At 52.4% G+C, this 18950-nt stretch carries 18 protein-coding genes; 5 read left to right on the top strand and 13 right to left on the bottom strand.

The window, feature by feature from the left end:
- Positions 1 to 9: 9 nt before the first annotated feature.
- From lsrD to lsrA, 3 genes are read right to left on the bottom strand one after another with little or no spacing between them, the layout of a single operon-like run.
- Complete coding sequence (gene lsrD, locus NMD08_RS20510; RefSeq protein WP_151224198.1) at positions 10 to 1008, bottom strand: autoinducer 2 ABC transporter permease LsrD; 999 nt, start codon at positions 1006 to 1008, stop codon at positions 10 to 12.
- Positions 1008 to 2057, bottom strand: a complete 1050-nt coding sequence (lsrC, locus tag NMD08_RS20505) for an autoinducer 2 ABC transporter permease LsrC (RefSeq protein WP_151224199.1) — start codon at positions 2055 to 2057, stop codon at positions 1008 to 1010. The genes lsrD and lsrC overlap by 1 nt, the downstream gene beginning before the upstream one ends.
- Positions 2051 to 3598: an autoinducer 2 ABC transporter ATP-binding protein LsrA gene (gene lsrA / locus NMD08_RS20500; protein ID WP_151224200.1), complete on the bottom strand. Its 1548-nt coding sequence runs from the start codon at positions 3596 to 3598 to the stop codon at positions 2051 to 2053. The genes lsrC and lsrA overlap by 7 nt, the downstream gene beginning before the upstream one ends.
- 255 nt (positions 3599 to 3853) lie before the next feature.
- Between lsrA and lsrR the strand changes: the two genes are divergently transcribed.
- The 3 genes from lsrR (at position 3854) to NMD08_RS20485 (ending at position 6874) form a co-directional block, all read left to right on the top strand.
- Positions 3854 to 4810, top strand: a complete 957-nt coding sequence (lsrR, locus tag NMD08_RS20495; protein WP_151218769.1) for a transcriptional regulator LsrR — start codon at positions 3854 to 3856, stop codon at positions 4808 to 4810.
- 108 nt (positions 4811 to 4918) lie between these two features.
- Positions 4919 to 6511, top strand: a complete 1593-nt coding sequence (gene lsrK / locus NMD08_RS20490) for an autoinducer-2 kinase (protein WP_151218524.1) — start codon at positions 4919 to 4921, stop codon at positions 6509 to 6511.
- Between the two features lie 12 nt (positions 6512 to 6523).
- Positions 6524 to 6874, top strand: coding sequence for a dimethylsulfonioproprionate lyase family protein (locus NMD08_RS20485; protein WP_151218525.1), 351 nt, complete (start codon positions 6524 to 6526; stop codon positions 6872 to 6874).
- A 342-nt stretch (positions 6875 to 7216) separates the two neighbouring features.
- Here the strand turns inward: NMD08_RS20485 and NMD08_RS20480 are convergent, their stop codons facing one another.
- Positions 7217 to 7666, bottom strand: a complete 450-nt coding sequence (locus NMD08_RS20480) for a GNAT family N-acetyltransferase (RefSeq protein WP_151224201.1) — start codon at positions 7664 to 7666, stop codon at positions 7217 to 7219.
- A gap of 124 nt (positions 7667 to 7790) precedes the next feature.
- Here NMD08_RS20480 and NMD08_RS20475 point away from each other — a divergent pair, with 124 nt between their 5' ends.
- Entirely contained in the window at positions 7791 to 9260 is a 1470-nt protein-coding gene (locus tag NMD08_RS20475) for a PLP-dependent aminotransferase family protein (protein ID WP_187252974.1), read from the top strand.
- 129 nt (positions 9261 to 9389) lie between these two features.
- Complete coding sequence (locus NMD08_RS20470; RefSeq protein ID WP_151224203.1) at positions 9390 to 10103, top strand: GNAT family N-acetyltransferase; 714 nt, start codon at positions 9390 to 9392, stop codon at positions 10101 to 10103.
- A gap of 17 nt (positions 10104 to 10120) precedes the next feature.
- Here NMD08_RS20470 and NMD08_RS20465 read toward each other — a convergent pair whose 3' ends face one another.
- The 9 genes from NMD08_RS20465 to hyaC form a co-directional block, all read right to left on the bottom strand.
- Positions 10121 to 12544: an autotransporter domain-containing protein gene (locus NMD08_RS20465; protein ID WP_370618914.1), complete on the bottom strand. Its 2424-nt coding sequence runs from the start codon at positions 12542 to 12544 to the stop codon at positions 10121 to 10123.
- Positions 12545 to 12760: 216 nt separating this feature from the next.
- Positions 12761 to 13261 carry a hypothetical protein gene (locus NMD08_RS20460; RefSeq protein ID WP_151218530.1) on the bottom strand — a complete coding sequence of 167 codons (501 nt, stop codon included), beginning with the start codon at positions 13259 to 13261 and terminating at the stop codon, positions 12761 to 12763.
- A 221-nt stretch (positions 13262 to 13482) separates the two neighbouring features.
- On the bottom strand, positions 13483 to 13572 hold the full coding sequence (gene cbdX, locus NMD08_RS20455) for a cytochrome bd-II oxidase subunit CbdX (RefSeq protein ID WP_151218531.1): 90 nt from the start codon (positions 13570 to 13572) through the stop codon (positions 13483 to 13485).
- 13 nt (positions 13573 to 13585) lie between these two features.
- Complete coding sequence (gene appB / locus NMD08_RS20450; RefSeq protein ID WP_370618912.1) at positions 13586 to 14722, bottom strand: cytochrome d ubiquinol oxidase subunit II; 1137 nt, start codon at positions 14720 to 14722, stop codon at positions 13586 to 13588.
- Positions 14723 to 14733: 11 nt separating this feature from the next.
- Positions 14734 to 16278, bottom strand: a complete 1545-nt coding sequence (gene appC, locus NMD08_RS20445; protein ID WP_370618910.1) for a cytochrome bd-II oxidase subunit 1 — start codon at positions 16276 to 16278, stop codon at positions 14734 to 14736.
- 88 nt (positions 16279 to 16366) lie between these two features.
- The gene (locus NMD08_RS20440; protein WP_187252970.1) at positions 16367 to 17224 is read right to left on the bottom strand and encodes a hydrogenase expression/formation protein; all 858 of its coding nucleotides are present in this window, start codon (positions 17222 to 17224) and stop codon (positions 16367 to 16369) included.
- Positions 17221 to 17625, bottom strand: a complete 405-nt coding sequence (gene hyaE / locus NMD08_RS20435) for a hydrogenase-1 operon protein HyaE (protein WP_370618908.1) — start codon at positions 17623 to 17625, stop codon at positions 17221 to 17223. Before hyaE ends, NMD08_RS20440 begins: the two co-directional genes overlap by 4 nt.
- 5 nt (positions 17626 to 17630) lie before the next feature.
- Positions 17631 to 18212: a hydrogenase 1 maturation protease gene (hyaD, locus tag NMD08_RS20430; RefSeq protein ID WP_151218535.1), complete on the bottom strand. Its 582-nt coding sequence runs from the start codon at positions 18210 to 18212 to the stop codon at positions 17631 to 17633.
- Positions 18209 to 18943: a Ni/Fe-hydrogenase b-type cytochrome subunit gene (gene hyaC / locus NMD08_RS20425; protein ID WP_286540320.1), complete on the bottom strand. Its 735-nt coding sequence runs from the start codon at positions 18941 to 18943 to the stop codon at positions 18209 to 18211. Before hyaC ends, hyaD begins: the two co-directional genes overlap by 4 nt.
- Positions 18944 to 18950 lie beyond the last annotated feature (7 nt).

Genomic DNA, 18950 nt, shown 5'->3' with positions numbered 1-18950 from the left:
CAATGGGTTTCAGGCCTGCCGAACAGCGCGACGACGTGCCATCCAGTCTTTAATTTGCTGACGATGCAGGCTGACGGAACGACCTACGACAACGACAATAAGTAATGCACCAGAGAGGGCGCTGGATATCTGGTTAGGCACGCCAGCCATCTGCAACCCCTGCTGCAGATAGCCCACTAACAGCGCGGCGATGGCTGTGCCGAGAATTGACCCGGAACCGCCATAGATGTTGGCACCGCCCAGGACGACCGCCGTAATGGCCGGCATCAGGAAGGAGGCCCCCAGATCGGAGCGAGCAGAGCCAAAGTAAGAAACCAGCAGCACCGCTGCGACTGCCGATGCAAAGCCGGTCATCGCGTACAATGCGTATAGCGTCTGATTCACCGGGATAGCGCTATACAGCGCCACGCGGGGGCTTTGCCCAATCAGGAAGACATTTCGTCCGGCGTGGGTTCGGTGCATCAACAGCCAGAAAAAGAGCACGCTGACGAGAAAGAAGATCAGTGGCACGGGTAGGCCCAGTACATCAAGGTTGGCAAAATCGGTGAAGCCCTGTGGGAAGCCGCCAATACCTTCATAACCGGTCGCCCCTGCCATCCCCGACAGCAACAATGCGCTGCCGCCAAACAGGTACAACGTTCCCAGCGTGATAACCAGAGGATTCACGCCCGTGTAGATAATCAGCCCGGCGTTGATCAATCCGCACAGCGCGCCCAGCGCGAGCGTCAGGATAATGGCCAGCGGCAACGGTACGCCCCCCTGGAACATCACGCCCAGCGCGATAGCGCACAGCCCCATCGTGGAGCCAAAAGAGATATCGATCCCGCCGCTGACGATCACCATGGTTAAGGGGAGGGCAACAATACCAATGCAGATAAAGTCGCTGGTGCTGAACAGCAGTACGTTCAGATCCAGCAGTCGAGGGTTCAGAGCGCCAAATCCCAGAATTTCAATCACCAGTAGCGCGGCGAGCGCCAGTTCCCAGCCGTAACGATGTAAACGAGTCATCAGGCAACCTCACGTTTTTTAGCGGTGCGCACAGTATCCGCGGCGCTTTTTGTCGACGGACACGGCTGAGACTGCGGAGTGAAGCGGGCATATTTTTGTCGGCGGATATTACGTTCCAGCGCGCAGCGCAGTCGGCCGTCAAATACCAGCACCGCCAGCAGGACCAGACCGGCAATAAAGTCATTCCACCAGGCCGGAATGCGCAGCAGGACCAGTACGCTATCGATTTGAGTCAGGAAATAGGCACCAAGCACGGCGCCAATGATTGTCCCGGAACCGCCCAGCAGACTGATTCCACCCAGTACGCAGGCAGCAATGGCTTTCATTTCCAGCCCGGTTCCGGTCTGATTAGGGATGAAGCCAATCTGAGAAGCAAAGACGATCCCAGCCAGCGCCGCCATGCAACCGTTGAGCGAGAAGGCCAGAATACGGATGGCTTCGGTACGTACTCCCAGTTGCCGTGCGCCCTGCAAATTATCCCCGGTGGCATAAAAACAGCGACCAAAGGCGGTTTTTGCCAGTAGCCAGGCCATCAGCAGCATCAGGAGTAGGGTCAGCCAGCCGATGGCGGAGATCCCGAGGAAAACCGGGGCGGAGAGTTGCTTAAGCTGTGCAGGCAGTCCTTCAATCCATTTACCGCCCGTCCAGAGCAGCATGACGCCGCGATACAGACCCAGCGTTCCTAACGTGGCAACAATTGCCGGGATTTTCAGCCAGGCGACCAGCACGCCATTAATAACCCCCGCCAGCAATCCCAGTAGCAGCGTCGCTACGCAGGCCACGGGCAAGGGATATCCCGCGTTCAGCAGCAGCCCCAGCAGCACGGCGCACATCCCGGTTATCGAGCCGACCGATACGTCGATGTTGCGGGTCAGCATCACCAGCGTCGCCCCCATCGCCAGCAGCATGAGAATTTGGGCGCTGCTGAAGATCATCGTCAGCGTCTGAACACTGAGGTACTGGCTGTCAAGCATCCCCGGCAGAACGAACAGCAACAGCACTGCCAACAGTGCGGTTGCCTCGCGATTATTCTGAATAAATTTCAGCATGGCGCCTCCCCGGTATGTGGCGTAGTCCCTGACGGGCGGTCGCCGAACGCAACGTGCATGATGGTGTCGACATTAATCTCGTCGCCCTGCAGGGCATCGTTGCCTGTTTCCCCCTGGTGCATGACGTAAACGCGATCGGCCATCTGTTCGATCTCCTCCAGATCGGACGAGATGAACAGCACCGCGACATTCTGAGCCGCAATACTGCGGAGCAACTGGTAGATGTCGTTACGGGCAGAGACGTCCACTCCGCGCGTCGGCTCATCCACGATCAGTACTTGCGGCGAGGCTTCGAGGCATTTGGCGATCAAAATTTTTTGCTGATTACCACCGGAGAGCGTGCGGGCAGGTTGTTCGGGATCGTTCAGCTTGATATTGAGCGCGCGGCGATAACGTTCGAGCGTGGCGCTGTCTTTTGCCGGATTTGCCCAGAAACCGCTGTGGTTATGGGTTAATGCGCAAACATTCCACGCCAGCGAGGCATCCAGATTCAGTCCTGATGATTGCCGATCCTCCGGTAGATATACCAGACCATGCTGCAGACGCTCGCGTGTGGAAAGCGTGGAGATATCCTTGCCGCCGAGTACGACGCGTCCGGCCCGCAGAGGTCGTAGCCCGTAAAGCGTTTCTGCAAGTTCGGTGCGCCCGGCGCCGACCAGGCCAGCCAGACCTAAAATTTCCCCGGCACGAACCTCGAAACTGACGTTCATGAATCCTTCACCGGTGACATTTTCGAGGCTCAATACTGGTGTGCCTGCATCGTGCTGCGGACGGTTGCCAGGCAATTCCAGCCACAGTTTCTGGGTCGCGCTCAGCGTGTTAGTACGTGACGCTGGCGTAATGGCCTGGATAATTTCGTCTGTGCTCAGGTCCGCCGTTTTACCGGAGAGCGCAATGGTTCCGTCCCGCATCACGCTAATGTAATCCGCAATCTGGCGTATCTCAGGCAGCTTGTGGGAGATGAAAACGATCCCTACGCCGGCACTCAGCAACTCACGCAGACGACTGAACAACCGATCTGTTTCTGCTGGTGTGAGTGAGGCTGTGGGTTCATCAAGGATCAAAATTCGCGAATCGCGCATCAGCCCGCGCAGGATTTCGACCATTTGCCGGTCGGCGACATCCAGTGAACCGGCCTGGCTGTTGATATCAAACTGGCAGCCCAGCGCGGCGAGCATCGCGCTCATTTTTTGCGCCGAGCTTTGGTGTTTGGGCAGACCAAACAGGACATTCTCTTTTACCGTCAGGCTGGGGAAGAGCAGTGGCTCCTGTGGTACAAGGTAGATCCCCAACTGATGCGCCAGGATCGGCGTCAGTTTTGTACAGCGGGATCCTTCAATCTCAATGCTTCCGCTGTCCGCCGGAGTAATACCGGCGATAATTTTCATCAGCGTGGATTTCCCGGCACCATTCCCTCCCAGCAGCGCATGGACTTCGCCTTTACGCAAGGTAAAGTTAATACCTTTCAGTACCTTAACGCCGGAGTACTGCTTACAGACAGACTGTGCGCTGAGTAGCGGAGCGATTTTTTCGTGACTCATTTACGTGCCACCTCCGTTCGGCCTGGGTAGAATCAGGTTGAACAAATGTATTGAGCGATTCGAATTGTTCATAACCTTATGACCTAACTGCTCATAAAACCGACGAATAGATCACGTTTTATGCTAAAATGATCGGAGTAATTAAATTTGTTCAATAAAAAGCCACCGAAATGTGGGTTTAATCACAGTTATTAACTACCAATGAATGAACAATTGCGTTCAGAAATTCGATATGTTCAAAGTGAAGACAGAATGATGACTATTAACGACCCGATGATTTCCGGGCAAGGGATGTGTGAAGAAGAGCTGGTGGCACGCATTGCGTGGTTCTATTACCACGACGGTATGACGCAGAGCGACATCAGCAACAGGCTGGGGCTGACGCGGCTTAAAGTGTCGCGCCTGCTGGAGAAGGGGCATCAGTCCGGGATTATTCGTGTACAGATTAATTCTCGCTTTGAAGGCTGTCTGGAATATGAAACTGAATTACGTCGTCGCTTTGAGCTGAACAATGTACGGGTCATCCCGGGACTTCCCGGAGCAGATGCCTGCGTTCGCCTGGGGATTGGCGCCGCGCATATGCTGATGGAGTCACTCCAGCCACAGCAGATTCTGGCGGCCGGTTTCGGCGAAGCGACCATGAACACGTTAAAGCGACTGAGCGGATTTATCTCTGCTCAACAAATTCGCCTGGTGACGCTCTCGGGTGGCGTGGGGCCTTACATGACTGGGATTGGACAACTCAACGCGGCCTGTCCGGTCAGTATTATTCCGGCTCCGCTTCGCGCCTCCTCAGCAGAGATTGCCCGGACGTTAAAAAATGAAAACAGCGTCCAGGATGTCCTGCTGGCTGCCCAGGCTGCCGACGCGGCCATTGTCGGTATCGGCGCAATCAACCAGAAAGATGAGGCCACCATTATTCGCTCAGGCTATATCACTCAGGGTGAACAGCTGATGATTGGCCGCAAAGGCGCTGTGGGCGACATTCTGGGCTACTTCTTTGATGGCGAAGGGCAGGTGATTCCGGATATGAAGATCCACGATGAACTTATCGGGTTAACCCTCAATACCCTGAAGACGATCCCGACGGTGATCGGTGTTGCCGGGGGCGTGAATAAAGCGGAAGCGATCGCTGCGGCGATGAAAGGGGGTTATATCAACGCATTGGTCACTGACCAGGAAACTGCCGCCGCCATTGTCAGCGGGCAGTAATGCGTATCTGCCGTGCAGTCGCGCGGCAGGGAAGTAACAGAATTTCCGTTTGTACTGTGGAGAAAGCATTGACGACCTGACAAATATAATAAGCCGAGGACAAAAACGATGGCCCGACTCTGTACCCTCTCTGAATCAGCACATTACCTGATGGCACTGGACGCCGGAACCGGAAGCGTTCGCGCCGTGATTTTCGACCTGGAAGGTAAACAAATCGCGGTGGGGCAAGCGGAATGGCGGCATCTCGCCGTACCGGATGTGCCCGGCTCGATGGAGTTTGATCTGGGGAAAAACTGGCAACTGGCCTGTGAGTGTATTCGTCAGGCGCTGCATAACGCCGGGATTGCGCCAGAAGCGATTGCTGCCGTTTCAGCCTGTTCGATGCGTGAAGGCATTGTAGTCTATGATGCAGAGGGGACGCCTGTCTGGGCCTGCGCAAACGTGGATGCCAGAGCGGCACGGGAAGTCAGCGAACTTAAGGAGATCCACGATTACACCTTCGAAAGTGAGGTCTATCGCAGCACGGGACAGACGCTGGCGCTGAGCGCCATCCCACGCCTGCTCTGGTTGGCGCATCATCGTTCGGATATCTATCGTCGCGCCTCAACGGTCACGATGATCAGCGACTGGATGGCCTACATGCTCAGCGGTGAGCTGGCGGTGGATCCTTCCAATGCCGGAACAACGGGCCTGTTGGACCTCAAAACGCGAGACTGGAAACCGTCATTGTTGCAGATGGCAGGATTGCGGTCGGATATTCTCTCACCGGTTAAAGAGACAGGAACGCTCCTGGGAAGGGTGACGGCCCAGGCCGCTGCACAGTGCGGGTTGAAAGCAGGTACGCCAGTGGTAGTAGGCGGCGGAGATGTTCAGTTGGGCTGCCTTGGCCTTGGGGTCGTACGTCCGGCGCAAACCGCCGTGCTGGGCGGCACATTCTGGCAGCAGGTGGTGAATTTACCCGCTCCGATTGTTGATCCGGAGATGAATGTGCGCATTAATCCGCACGTCATTCCGGGAATGGTGCAAACCGAATCCATCAGCTTTTTTACTGGCCTGACGATGCGCTGGTTTCGTGACGCTTTCTGTGCAGAAGAAAAGCTGATCGCTGAGCGTCTGGGGGTAGATACCTACACCCTTCTGGAGGAGATGGCTTCCCGGGTACCGGCAGGTGCATGGGGAGTGATGCCAATTTTCTCTGACCGGATGCGTTTCAAGAGCTGGTATCACGCCGCTCCTTCGTTTATCAACCTGTCCATCGATCCGGAAAAATGCAATAAAGCTACGCTGTTTCGTGCGCTGGAAGAGAATGCGGCCATTGTATCGACCTGTAATTTGCAGCAAATCGCCGATTTTACCGGCATCCATCCTACTTCACTGGTATTTGCTGGGGGGGGCTCGAAGGGCAAACTCTGGAGCCAGATTCTGGCGGATGTATCAGGGCTGACGGTTAATGTGCCGGTCGTCAAAGAGGCAACGGCGCTCGGCTGCGCCATTGCTGCCGGTGTCGGGGCAGGGATCTGGTCATCTATGGCCGAGACCGGTGAACGACTGGTACGCTGGGAGCGGGAACATGTGCCGGATAAAGAGAAGCACGAGCTTTATCGGGAATCACGTGAGAAATGGCAGGCGGTATATCAGGAGCAGTTAGGTCTGGTCGATCACGGGTTGACGACCTCTTTGTGGAAAGCGCCGGGTTTATAACAGGAGATCGCAATGATTAAATCGAACGAAGCGCAGCATGAGTACCGTTTTGGCGATAGCGGCCCGAAATATCTCATTCGCGGTCCGGTATGTGACATGGGCGTCGTCATGCTCCAGCCCGGTCAGTCTTTTCCCAACCATCGTCACATCGAAGCCTGCGAGATTTTTTATACCCTGGCAGGTGAAGTGACGTTATATCTGAACGGTGAGCCCTACACGTTAGGCTCGGGGGATGTTTTGCACTGCGATCCCGGTGAAGCACATTTTCTGGTGAACAGAGGTGAGGTTCCGTGGAAAGGCGTCTTTGTTAAATCTCCGCATATTCCGGGAGACAGTCATCCGGTTGAGCCGACGACGTATTAGCCACTGGTATTTTAAGTAAATCGACTCCATTAGATGAAGGCTGGGGCGGGTGATGTTACTCGCCTTGCTCCATTTATCGAATGTAGACATGGTCGAATCCTACCAACTTGCCGGGCCTCTGGCATATTGCTACCGCGCTATTGTCTATACCTAATCGCGACCGCGGGGCTTTTCTTGCCGCCGTAATAATACAAAGTAAATTTAAAGAAAGTCTGAATTATGAAAATCAGCCTCTTCTCCAGCTTGATTATCACCAATACAGCCTCTGAGTATATTTACTCAGAGGCTAATCTTTGATTTTAAGTACTGAATAATTAAAGTTTGCTCAGAGTATCATTTCCCTCACATACGATATTCGATCATCCCGCTCTTTTTGGCAACCCAGTCATACAAGCGTTGTCCACGCAGATTGGTTTCATGTGTATGCCAATATAATCTTGACGCGTGGTGTTTTTGAGCCTCTTGTTGAACATACTCGATAAGCTGTTTACCGATGTGTTGTCCGCGTACATCTTCGCTAACAAATAAATCTTCAAGATAGCAATAATTTGAATCTGTCCAGGTTGAACGGTGAAAGAGATAATGCACCAGACCTACTATTTTTCCATCATATTTAGCGACAGCACAATAAACAGGCTCGCACGGCGTAAGGAAACGCTCCCATGTTAATTTTGTTACTTCCTCGGAAATTTTAGTGCGATAAAATGTTTGGTAGTTTAGCCATAAAGGAAGCCAGTTGGTGTAGTCTTGTTGTTCTGCGGTTACTATAGTAATAGTCTTTTTGTCGTTCATATATTTATCCTGATATTATAAGAATAATGTGCCCGGATGATTATCCTGGATTTTTTATAACTTCTTGTAAAGTGACACTTTTCATCAATTGATAGGATCCACTTTTAGCATAAAGGTTAATAAAATGAAGAAAAACAATGCACCTTTATTTCAAGGATTTGTTTTAGGCAACGGCATCGTGAAGGAACAGATCTATCACACACTCCGTGATCACATTCTTACAGGCCGATTACCCGCAGGAACAAAAATGCCTTCAACCCGGGCGTTGTCCGAGATGATGTCAATTTCACGCAACTCGGTGATTGCCGGTTATGACCGGTTATTAGATGAAGGGTATATCCTGACCCGAAAAGGGTCTGGTACGTATGTAGCGCACAATATTCCGGATCTAAGTATCAGCAATAGTTATCCGAAGATAGAGTTAGGGGAAGTCGTCGCGCCAGATGAACAAGTAAACAACCGAAATGACCCGGTTCTGGATTTATGGTCGAATGAGTATGAAGGGCGCGGCATGAACCGTCTGTTTGCGGTTGGCGTTGGGTGCACGGATCTCTTCCCACATGCGTTATGGGGAAAACTACTGCAGCGGGTCTGGAGACAATCCAGGTATCAACTGGGCGCTCACACTCATCCTTGCGGCTATCTTCCTCTGAGAAAAGCGGTTTGCCGTTATATCAAAACAACGCGTGGAGTGAACTGTAACGAAGATCAGATCATTATCGTAAATGGCATCCAACAGGCATTGAACATTACTGCGCGAGCGCTACTTTCAACGGGAAGTGATGTTTGGCTGGACAACCCTGGTTACAAAGGTGCGCGAGGGGTTTTTATGTCAGTTGGCGCTATGGTTAGGCCAGTCCAGGTAGATAGCGAAGGAATGAACGTCCGCTATGGCATTGAGAATTTTCCAAACGCTAATCTCGCCTATGTTGTTCCGTCGGATCAATATCCATTAAGCGGATCGTTGAGTTTAACCCGGCGTTTTGAATTGCTGGAATGGGCGAAGTCAAACCAGGCATGGATATTTGAAGATGATTATAATAGCGAATTCCGGTATGCCGATCGTTCTTTACAAGCATTACAGGGATTAGATCAGAATCAACGGGTAATCTATGCTGGAACATTTTCTAAAATGATGTATCCAGAATTCCGTTTAGGTTTTTTAGTTGTCCCTCCTGGTTTAAAAGAACAGATTATGGTGACGAAATATTTTACCGATCTCGGCACCAGCTATCTTGAGCAGGCAGTGATGACGAGTTTTATTGAGGATGGGCATTATGCCAGTCATGTGCGTCGAATCCGCAAGGCGTGCTATGAAAGAAGAACGACGCTGGTCAATGCCATTCAGGATTATCTCGCTGATAAAATGATCGTTCAGCCTTCTGACTCCGGCGTTCATATTGTGTGTTGGCTACAAAATGGCTTAACCGGAAATGAAGTTGAAGAGAAAGCCAGATTACTTGGCATGGGAATACTCTCCCTAAGCCGTTATTACCACGGGGATGTCTTACGACAGGGGATTTTAATTGGCTTTGCCAATCATCCGTCAGAGGAAATTGTTGATGGGATACGTCGCCTTGCTCAGGTTATTTAAATTGTAACTTATTCAATTTTTATCATTAATACAGTGGATCCGTAAAAAATACGCATTGTGGTTCTTTTGGCCTGGTCAGTTTGATCATACTCTGCGCGGGTTTAATCCTGTTTTGTAAGAGGTACGGATATGTCAGACATCTTTAATCAATTCCATCAACCCATTGGTATGTCTTTGTCTGACTGGCGTGGAGCCCCTTTTCCCGAGGCTCAACAAATTACAGGTCGCTATTGCCAGCTTGAACGTATTAACGCCGCTCGCCATGCAAAGGGTCTTTACGAAGCGTACTGCGAAGCGAGTGATTTTCGCGACTGGACTTACTTGCCGGTAGGGCCCTTTGAGACCTTTGATGCCTTCTTCGTTTATTTAAAAAAGATTGAAGAACAAACAGATCCCATGCATTTTGCCGTGATCGATTTAGCCAGTATGAAACCTGTGGGTACGTTTGCGCTTATGCGTATTGATCCCTCCAATGGTGTGATTGAGGTTGGGCACATTTCTTACTCCCCTCTGATGAAACGCACGCGAGCGTCAACGGAAGTCATGTCATTGGTTTTAAAGTACGTTTTTGAGGACCTGGGCTATCGTCGTTTTGAATGGAAATGTGATGCTTTAAATGCGCCTTCCCGTGAAGCGGCAGAGCGCTTTGGCTTCAGTTTTGAAGGCATATTTCGTCAGGCTATCGTTACCCGTGGACGTAATCGTGATACTGCATGGTACTCAATCATTGACGGGGAGTACCCGACGCTCAGACCCGCCTACGATATGTGGCTCGATGAGGGTAATTTCGATAACCAGGGACGGCAGATTAAGCGTCTTGCAGAGCTGATGAAAAGGGCATAATTAAATTACATTTCCAGCTACCATCCTAGTGAGAAATTAAAACCGACCTGCGTGCTGCCTTTATTGCTGCTATTTTTCTGATACCCCGCCTGTAACGTGTAGGCGGCATTCGCGGTCACGTTACCCGTCAGGCCTATCGCCATGAATGGTCTTAATCTATGATTTTCATGAGGTTTGTTGCTGAATCCCCCGGCATATTCAATATCCCCTTGAAAGCCATTAGAACGGCTGGAGAGATTGGTGCTGACGCCGAATTGCGAATTGAGCCTGAGCGTTTTGGCGAGCTGATACTGAGTTTTGAGCCCGGTCTGTAATTCTGTTGTGGCTATTTCAAGTCGCTCAAAATGTGCAGGGAAGGCTATATCTCTGTTCTCCTGATAGCCATCGCGGGTTAAGGATGAATACCGAAGCCCGGTAAATGGGCTGAAAAAAAACGGTTCCGAGACGACAAAGGTATAACTTGCCTCGGCCGATGCAGTATAACCCTTAATGGTCGAGTGACCTTTTCCTGCCTCGGTGTTAGCTCGTGTATTACGTTGGATAGTAACGTTATCCCGGATCCCTGCCATTGAGAGAGCGACAGTCAATCCTGCGGGTTGTGTTCCCCGGTGGTATTGCAGATATCCGGCGATACCAGGGTGTAGGTTGTTACGAAAACGATAATTATCGTTGATCCTGCCTCCGAGCGGAAAACTCAATGCGATCCCCGATACCAGTGAACCATCCGCGAGAAGTGACATACTGGCATTGAAGCCCGCACTGTCCCGGCGATTGCCTTGCATCGCGTCGGCCTGGAAAAAAGACTTCAGGCAGTAACGGTTGCCAGGGGTACTATAGCAACGTTGGTCCGACAGTGATGTTAATGCTTGCTGGTATAAATCCAATACCTGGTAGCTTCTCTTTGCTGTGTCGGCCATTGCCTGGCGGCTATTGATAACATCAATGATAGTGATCTCCGGTTTTTCCTGAGGGATGTCCTGTGGCGGCGTCACGGGCGGATTAACCGCTGGCGGTGTCACGGGCGGATTAACCGCTGGCGGTGTCACGGGCGGATTAACCGCTGGCGGTGTCACGGGCGGATTAACCGCTGGCGGTGTCACGGGCGGATTAACCGCTGGCGGCGTCACGGGCGGATTAACCGGCGGTGGTGTCACGGGCGGATTAACCGGCGGTGGTGTCACGGGCGGATTAACCGGCGGTGGTGTCACGGGCGGATTAACCGGCGGTGGTGTCACGGGCGGATTTACCGGAGGAACAGGCGCGGGGTATTTTATTCTCCAGAGAGTGGCGTGAGTTTCTCCTGCATCAGTGTCAGCACTGCCTGCAATAAGGGTTCCATCGTGATTAACAACCCGCGCCACAGAACTGCCGCTGTTGTCCCGGCGTAAAGTCCCGAGTCCCGTCATCTTCGCGTTTCCCTGACGGTACAGGTATGCCTGGGAATCGCCTGAATCGGTATGCGCGCTACCGACAACAACCTGACCATCAGCAGAAATGGCATAAGCGTAGGAAGGACCGTTATTATCTGTTTGCAGCGATCCAAGATTGGTCATGCGCCGATCGCCTGCATTATACAAAAATGCTTGTATCCCGCCACTGTCGCTGGCGGCGTTCCCGACAATAACGTTACCATCGGCCGAAGTGGCCAGGGCCAGCGAAGAACCGCTATTATCAGCGCGCAGCGACCCTAATCCTGTCATCTGTAATTCATCGATAGAATAGCGGAATGCCTGGCTGACACCTCTGTCGGTTTGTGCGGAGCCGACGATGATTTTTCCATCGGCAGAAATGGCTGTCGCCTGTGAACTGCCCTTATTGTCACTGCGTAGCGTCCCTATCCCTGTCAGGTGAGTACTTCCATCACGATAGAAAAAGGCCTGACTGCTACCGTAGTCGGTATCTGAATTTCCAGTAAGAATGCTGCCATCATCTGAAATCGCGGTGGCCGAAGAATAACCCTGATTTTTAGCGCGAAGTGTGCCCAGATCGCTCAGGCTGCCACTGCTCACCAGATAACGAAAAGCGTGAGAATAACGAGCGTCGACATCAGCCTCTCCAACAACCACCTGACCGTCACCCGATAAGGCATGAGCGCTGGAATAACCGATATTATTCGCCCTGAAAGTACCGATTGGCGTCAGATGCGTATCGCCAATGCGGAAAACAAAGGCCTGGCTTCTGCTGGTATTGGTATCCGCCCAACCTGCAATAACGCTCCCGTCATTGGAAATGGAGGTTGCTTCTGAATACCCCTGGTTATCACTTTGCAACGTACCTAAATCATGCGCAATAATATTATCCAGATTGATAATAAACGCCTGGCTGTTTTGCTTGATGGTGACCGTTCCCACCGCATGAGAACCATTTTCGGCAATGGCGGTAATTTTGGAGGTGGCGTTATCGGGAAAATTGCCAGCAATATCTTGGGGATCAATAGTCAAAGGCTGCGCTGACGCGCCTGAGTTGATTAACAGCCAGGAATATAACAATGTTTTTACTTTCATAACTAACTATATACCGTGAAAATTTTTGTCTGTGTTATATGAATTCGGAGGGGAGTTGATGAGATTTATCAACTAAATAATGATTGTGGTATTAATGGCTAAATAAAATTATCTTATTTTGTGATAATTGAGATAACAATTGGATATCCATTACTAAAAGTGCAGTTGTACGCTGAAAATAACAATCCCAGGTAATATCACCCCACCTTCAACACTGGCAGATTTATTAATGTTATATTGCAAAGCATGATAGATGTAAGGCGCAAATCCTATGCCGGTAACATCCTTAATGTTTTTATAGACTCCTTCATCGCCACAATGGCTAAAGGTGTTGAGGAAAAACTCCCCGGCATAGGCATATCCACCTTTAAAGATCCAGCGTCCCTCGGTAATCCAGTCTTTGCGTACGCCTAGCAGTAAACATCTGTCAGCAAAACTATTTTTCAGTGAACCGATGGCCAAACTATAGTCAGAATCCGGGCTAAGCCTTCTCTCAAAAGCAACATACTGATTCTGAAAGTATTGGGTATAGCTTTTGGCTGGATTATAGGCATGATAAACGAATGCGGTCGGATTGATCGCATACAACGTTTTCTCGCTACACATCGCAAATGTTGAATAAGAAAGGATTAACACTGCTACTAAATACTTCATGGACAACCTTGTTCATTAGCTGGAAATTATACTGGATGGTGAGTCACCAGATTAGCGATCCTGATTTATAAATCAGGTTGTGTAAACTGGCAGGAGTATAATTAAATCTTAGGTGTAGCATAAACCTGCATGGTTTTAGGAAAATAATATTTAAATACGGTATGGCTTGCAGCAATCAAAAATAAACCGGAGACAGTCCATCGCTCCCTCCGGTTTCAGGATTATTTCAGCCGGGGCTCAAGCCAGACCAGCGCCAGTGTGGAGAGCGCGCACATCAGCAGAATGCCGACAAACCAAAATAGATACCACATCGTACACTCCTCCCTAATAAAGTTCGTGGTTGTCGCGGCGGATCGTTTCTACATTTATGCGCCCCAGCATCTTGTAATAACTCCACACGGTATAAAGCAGAACGATCGGTAAAAAAATCAGCACAATAATCAGCATGATGCTGAGCGTCATCTGGCTGGAGGTACTGTCCCACACCGTCAGGCTGGAGAGCGGATACGCGCTTGAAGGCATCACAAATGGAAACAGGGTAATGCCGGCGGTGAAGATCACGCAGGCCTGAGTCAACGAAGCAAACAAAAATCCCCACACGGCCCGATGCTGGTCGCAGGTATAAAGTGTCAGCATCGGGAAAATCATGCCCAATAGCGGGATCAACAGCAGTGAAGGTGAGTTTTCAAAGTGCCCCATCCACGCGCCCGGTGCGATCGTTACGACTTTTAATAGCGGGTTGGAAGGACCATTAGGATCCTGGTTAAGCAGCACAAAGCCGTCAATCCCCGTCCACAGCCAGTATCCGGCTAGCAGGAAACAGAGAACTACCAGCATCGCGCTGCGGCGGGTGGCAGATAACGCACGCTGGCGAAGTATGCCGTCGGTTTTCAACTGTAACCACACGCCTCCCTGCAGAATAACCAGCATCAGGCTTAATGCGCCGCACAGCAGGGCAAAAGGAGAAAGTAGCTGCCAGAAGGTACCCAGATAGTGCACATGAAGCTGTGGCGTGAAGAGAAAAGGTACCCCTAAAAACAGATTACCGAACGCCACGCCGAAGATAACCGGCGGCACCAGACTGCCGATCACCAACCCTGTGTCCCACATGGCGCGCCAGCGTGCATTGGCTATTTTTCCACGGTAATCAAAGGCCAGCGGGCGAAAAAAGAGCGCGCACAACACCAGAATCATCGCCACATAAAACCCCGAAAATGCGGCGGCATAGACCCGCGGCCAGGCTGCGAATAATGCGCCGCCCGCCAGAATGAGCCACACCTGATTACCTTCCCAGTGCGCCCCGACACTATTGATTATTACCCGACGTTCCTCGTCGTTGCGCGCGATCAGCGGCAACAGGCAACCAACCCCCATATCAAACCCGTCGGTGACCATAAATGCCACCAGGATGATGCCAATCAGCAGCCACCAGATGAGCCGCAACGTTTCATAATCCAACATGATTATCTCCTTTATCCCTGTTGTTGCGCCGGTTGCTGACGTTGCATCGTATCCGGGCCCAGACGCGCGTATTTCTGCATCAGGTAGACCTCTGCAATTAAGAACAAAGTGTAAAGCGTCAGGATTAGCCCCATGGAGAAGGACAACTGGCCTGCGGTCAGCGCGGAGTGGGCGTACCAGGTTGGCAAAATATCCTGAATCGCCCACGGCTGACGGCCAAACTCCGTCATAAACCAGCCAGCTTCAATGGCAATCCACGGTAGCGGCAAGCTCCACAGCGTCATGCGCAGCACCCAGCGATGCTGGTCGATGCGCCTGCGTAAGGTTTGTATTAGCGCAATCGCCATTACCAGCAACAGCAGCGAACCGCATGCAATCATGATGCGAAAGCTCCAGAATACCGGCGCAACTTGCGGGATTGCGCTGCGTTGCGCGGCCTGATATTGCTCAGGAGTGACATGGTTCATATCAGGCGCGTAGTTTGCCAGCAGAATGCCGTAACCCAGATCTTTTTCCACGTCGTAAAACGCCTTGAGCACCTGTGGCGTACGGTTACCTTTGGCGATTTCCTGCATCAGCAGCCACGCTTCCCGACCTCGTTGCAGGCGGGGGAGAGCATCCGCCATCAGGTTTTTCAGCCCGGGAACAGGCGTGTCTAAAGAGTGCGTCGCCAGGATGCCCAGCAGAGCCGGTATCTTCACGGCAAAGGCGTTGCGTTCTTGTTCTTGCTGCGGCCAGGCGATCAGATGAAAGGGGGCTGGTGCTGGCTCGGTCTGCCATTCACCTTCCATTGCTGCCAGTTTTACCGGCTGGCGTTGTGCCACCTCATAGGCTGAGCTGTCACCCAGTTGCAGGGTGCCGAGAATCGCCAACGTGCCAAAGACGGAGCCCACTGCGAAGGAGCGTTGGGCGAACTCGCGATTGCGACCCCGCAATAGATACCAGGCGCTGATGGACATCACAAACATAGCGCCTGTGACATAACCGGACATCACGGTATGTACAAATTTCACCTGGCTGATGGGGTTAAAGACCAGCTCGCTAAAGCTGCTCATCTCCATACGCAAGGTATCAATATTAAAGTGAGCGCCGGTGGGATATTGCATCCAGCCGTTGGCGTTGAGGATCCACAGGGCCGAGATATTAGAACCAAACGCGACCAGCCAGGTGACCATCAGGTGTTGGTATTTGGTTAAGCGTTGCCAGCCGAAGAAGAACAGACCAACGAACGTCGATTCGAGGAAGAAGGCCAGCAGGGCTTCCATTGCCAGAGGCGCGCCGAAAATATCACCCACGTAGTTGGAATACAGCGACCAGTTAGTACCGAACTGAAACTCCATGGTCAGGCCGGTCGCCACGCCGAGCGCAAAGTTAATCCCAAATAACTTACCCCAGAAACGTGTCATGTCTCGGTAGACTGTTTTGCCGGTCACCACATAAATGGTTTCCATGATGGCCAGCATAAAAATCAGCCCCAACGTCAGGGGAACAAACAGAAAATGGTATAGCGCGGTCAGCGCAAACTGCCAACGCGATAAGTCAATGACGTCCCACATGCGAACTCCATCAGGCATTAGAGAGAGAATAGGTAAGGAAGAAAACGTCAGACCCGCTGCAAAAAATACGCGGGTCCGAAGAGAATGTTCAGGCCGGTGGGCCGGATGCCAGCCAGCCGCAGACTTCATCCAGGCGCTGGAGCGAGTCGCGAAGATCTTCCGGCGCAGCCTGCACCAGCTCTGGTAATGGGCAGATCTCATAACTTTCGAGCAGAAGCCCTTTCAGGGTATCCAGACAGCGCACATGCCAGACATGGCGCAGCGCCGTGGCATCGATTTGGCTCTCGCCGTAACCGATAGTGCGGATCTGGATGCGTCCTTCGCCACATAATCGAGCAAGAAACAGGCGATCCGCATCGCTAATCGGCAGTTGGGTGAGGTTAATGCTATGGGGTTGCAAGGCCGGATCGCGCACGTGCGCCAGCAGTTCCTGTGCCAGCGTCAGGCCATTCATTAGCCCGTCCACCGGCGGGGGCAACAAGCTGTCGTCCGGCAGTGTATTGAATGTTGCCGCCAGCCACAGCGCCCGCGGCGCGCTACCTGCTTCCAGATGCTCCTCCCACTGTCCCTTGTCATTCTGACTACGTACCCGCCAGATACCGCAGAAAATCGACTCCTGAATTTCGCTCGTTCTGCCGTCAGCATGCTGGATGCGCACTGAAACTTCGCCTTCGCCGAGTAGCGTATTTAAAAACGTGAGATCGTCTGCGTTGAGCGCGGATAATTCCCACCCCAGCACGTCCTGTTTGGCCGGAATACACCTCCTGAGCTGGTGGCGCACATCGGCTAACAATCCCATTACCGCCGGACTGTGCGGGCAGTTTTCCAGGGACGCCATGCTGGGGTCGCTGTTAACCTGGCAGGTAAGGGGCAAAGGATTCATGCTGAAGCTGTCATCATTTGGCTGCGTCCCCGGCCCCAGAAGATGAAAAAAAGTGTCGCTCATCGTACGGACTCCGGCGGCATGTGTGGTTCAACTAACGGGCGCATCAGGTTAAGCAGATCGGCCCACGGGTGGATACCGCTGAGAATGCCGCGCAGTTCGCCGTGGATAAACACCAGTGTGGCTGGAAAGCGGAATACGCCAAAACGATCGCCAATCGCCTCACTGTGCTCAAGATCCGTCATGGCGATATGCCAGTCAAACTGGGGAAACTCGCGGAGCAACTCAGCCATCATCACCGGGTTATCGCTGACTTCGGGAGTCCGGCGGGGATCGCTACTGAGCAGCACCACACCGTCGCGAACGTGGGTTACCCAGTCATCCAGTTCGGAGGCGTTTAGCGGCTGCCAGCCTCGCGCTATCATACGTTGCCATAGAGTAGAAAACGGGTTGTCATTCAACATCTTGCTTATCTCTCCAGCGTTACGCGATACTGGCGAATACGCACGCCTTCATAGTTTTCCATCGACAGACATTCATAGTTCAGGCAACGCGTGTCATCGTTGGTTTGTGGCACAATCCCCCACGCAGCCAGTTGCGTAAGTGCGGCCTGCTCCGCCGCCGGAAGCTGAGCGCGGGCGATGTCGGTCAGGCTGCCGCCATAGTCGTCCAGCTGTACCGGTTGAAGTCCTACAAGGGCGATGTGCGGGGGCAAATGACCGCGAATGTCCGCCAGCGCCAGCACTTCGGAGAAACTGTTCTGGTGCAGACTCATTTTTTTGGCGCTGAGGTAACTGGGGACTTTTTCACCGGCGTAGGTTTGCAGGGTACCCGGCATGAGTCCGTAGTCGATGGCGTCCAACAGTAGCAAATGACTGGCCTGCTCAACGTAGCCCAGCAGATTCAGTCCCTGCGTGCCGCCGTCGACGATTTCAACGTATTCCGGCCAGTGATAATGGGCGTACAGGCGCTCGGCGACGCGAATGCCAAATCCTTCGTCTGCCCACAGCAGGTTGCCTAGGCCCATCACGATGACGTGTGGTTCACTCATAACGCCTCCTTGTCGTGCTGACGACGGTTAAATTTGTGGCTACGGTAGCCGTTGACCATGGTGGAGATGACGGTATCGTCAGACATGATGTCCTCGCGAATCGCCATGTAGACATGACCAACAATGAAGGCCGCAATGAACCACATCCCCAGCCGATGCCAGCTGTGGATGTCGAGAGAGTTGCCGCCGGTCCAGTAGAAAAACTCCGTCACATAGCGAAAAGGGGTAAAAATGGCGTACTGGCTGTGCTCGCTGTATAAGGCGAAGCCGGTGAGGATCATAAAAACGGAGAGCAGGAAATAGCCGAACATTGCCGCCTGTGCGACGGGGTTATGGCCGATATCATTTCCCGGTTTTTTCTCCAGAAACAGATACCAGCGCACCACCGAATACGCGCCATGCCACCAGCTACGACGCCAGACCGGCACGATAAACAGCTCGCGCGAATAGCGGTTCCCGACGAAGGCCCAGTAAATGCGACCCAGCAGGATCACCGTGAACACCATGGCGGCGGCGAAATGCACCAACCGGATGTCGCCCATATAGAACAGATATGTGGCCTCGCCGCTGACCGACGGCAGTGGTCGGCCAATGAAGTAGCCGGTCACCATCAACACCAACATGCAGCCGACCGTCAGCCAATGCCACAGGCGCACAGGTGCTTCAAACACATAGTGGCTGATAGCGGTATCACGCGCCTCCCCGGCGCGGGGGGATGTCTTTCCAGTCATCGTTCCT

Origin of the sequence: Citrobacter meridianamericanus, assembly GCF_041320245.1 — a bacterium.
Lineage (GTDB): Bacteria > Pseudomonadota > Gammaproteobacteria > Enterobacterales > Enterobacteriaceae > Citrobacter > Citrobacter meridianamericanus.
The sequence above is the reverse complement of the archived record's forward strand: the minus strand, read 5'-3'. Positions and strand labels throughout refer to the sequence as shown.

Excerpts from the sequence above, each read along its gene's own strand:
- lsrD (WP_151224198.1), bottom strand. The coding sequence starts at position 1,008 with ATGACTCGTTTACATCGTTACGGCTGGGAACTGGCGCTCGCCGCGCTA.
- lsrC (WP_151224199.1), bottom strand. The coding sequence starts at position 2,057 with ATGCTGAAATTTATTCAGAATAATCGCGAGGCAACCGCACTGTTGGCA.
- lsrA (WP_151224200.1), bottom strand. The coding sequence starts at position 3,598 with ATGAGTCACGAAAAAATCGCTCCGCTACTCAGCGCACAGTCTGTCTGT.
- lsrR (WP_151218769.1), top strand. The coding sequence starts at position 3,854 with ATGACTATTAACGACCCGATGATTTCCGGGCAAGGGATGTGTGAAGAA.
- lsrK (WP_151218524.1), top strand. The coding sequence starts at position 4,919 with ATGGCCCGACTCTGTACCCTCTCTGAATCAGCACATTACCTGATGGCA.
- NMD08_RS20485 (WP_151218525.1), top strand. The coding sequence starts at position 6,524 with ATGATTAAATCGAACGAAGCGCAGCATGAGTACCGTTTTGGCGATAGC.
- NMD08_RS20480 (WP_151224201.1), bottom strand. The coding sequence starts at position 7,666 with ATGAACGACAAAAAGACTATTACTATAGTAACCGCAGAACAACAAGAC.
- NMD08_RS20475 (WP_187252974.1), top strand. The coding sequence starts at position 7,791 with ATGAAGAAAAACAATGCACCTTTATTTCAAGGATTTGTTTTAGGCAAC.
- NMD08_RS20470 (WP_151224203.1), top strand. The coding sequence starts at position 9,390 with ATGTCAGACATCTTTAATCAATTCCATCAACCCATTGGTATGTCTTTG.
- NMD08_RS20460 (WP_151218530.1), bottom strand. The coding sequence starts at position 13,261 with ATGAAGTATTTAGTAGCAGTGTTAATCCTTTCTTATTCAACATTTGCG.
- cbdX (WP_151218531.1), bottom strand. The coding sequence starts at position 13,572 with ATGTGGTATCTATTTTGGTTTGTCGGCATTCTGCTGATGTGCGCGCTC.
- appB (WP_370618912.1), bottom strand. The coding sequence starts at position 14,722 with ATGTTGGATTATGAAACGTTGCGGCTCATCTGGTGGCTGCTGATTGGC.
- appC (WP_370618910.1), bottom strand. The coding sequence starts at position 16,278 with ATGTGGGACGTCATTGACTTATCGCGTTGGCAGTTTGCGCTGACCGCG.
- NMD08_RS20440 (WP_187252970.1), bottom strand. The coding sequence starts at position 17,224 with ATGAGCGACACTTTTTTTCATCTTCTGGGGCCGGGGACGCAGCCAAAT.
- hyaE (WP_370618908.1), bottom strand. The coding sequence starts at position 17,625 with ATGTTGAATGACAACCCGTTTTCTACTCTATGGCAACGTATGATAGCG.
- hyaD (WP_151218535.1), bottom strand. The coding sequence starts at position 18,212 with ATGAGTGAACCACACGTCATCGTGATGGGCCTAGGCAACCTGCTGTGG.
- hyaC (WP_286540320.1), bottom strand. The coding sequence starts at position 18,943 with ATGACTGGAAAGACATCCCCCCGCGCCGGGGAGGCGCGTGATACCGCT.